Annotated in this window: 1 protein-coding gene; it reads left to right on the forward strand. The window is 68.9% G+C overall.

Annotation, left to right across the window (positions count from 1 at the left end; all coding sequences use genetic code 11):
• The coding region (locus FGD71_RS06255) for a zinc-binding dehydrogenase (protein ID WP_119099380.1) at window positions 1–808 on the forward strand (808 nt) is incomplete at both ends.

The following is an 808-nucleotide window of genomic DNA, read 5'->3' on the forward strand; positions in this document are numbered from 1 at the left end:
TCGGTCCGTACGCGGTGACCGGGCGGTCGTTCCTGGCCAGGATCCCGGAGGGATGGTCTTACGAGCAGGCCGCGTCGCTGCCGATCGTCTTCCTCACCGCCTACTACGGCCTGAAGGACCTCGGCGGGCTTGAGCAAGGGCAGACCGTGCTCGTGCACTCCGCCGCCGGTGGCGTCGGCATGGCTGCCATGCAGCTGGCACGGTACTTCGGGGCTGAGGTGTTCGCGACGGCGAGTCCGGGCAAGTGGGACGCTCTGCGTTCGCTGGGTCTCGATGACGGTCATATCGCGTCGTCGCGTGATCTGGAGTTCGAGCAGCGGTTCCTGGAGGCCACCGACGGCCGAGGCGTGGACGTCGTGCTGAACTCGCTGGCCCGGGAGTTCGTTGACACGTCGCTGCGGTTGCTGCCGCGCGGCGGGCGCTTCCTGGAGATGGGCAAGACCGACCAGCGCGATCCCGGGCAGGTCGCCCAGGATCACCCCGGCGTGCGCTACCAGGCGTTCGATCTGGTGGAGGCCGGTCCGGAACGTACCCAGGAGATGCTCGTCGAGGTGCTGCGCCTCTTCGAAGAGGGCGTACTCGAACCGCTGCCCATCACGACCTGGGACGTGCGCCGCGCCAAGGACGCACTGCGTCACCTGAGCCAGGCCAAGCACGTGGGCAAGGTGGTCCTGACCGTGCCGCGTGCTCTCGATCCCGAGGGCACGGTGCTGATCACGGGCGGTACCGGGACGCTGGGCGGGGAGCTGGCCCGGCACTTGGTCGCTGAGCAGGGTGTACGGCACCTGCTGCTGACCAGCCGCAGGGG

Origin of the sequence: Streptomyces sporangiiformans, assembly GCF_005768555.2 — a bacterium.
In the GTDB taxonomy this organism is placed as follows: domain Bacteria; phylum Actinomycetota; class Actinomycetes; order Streptomycetales; family Streptomycetaceae; genus Streptomyces; species Streptomyces sporangiiformans.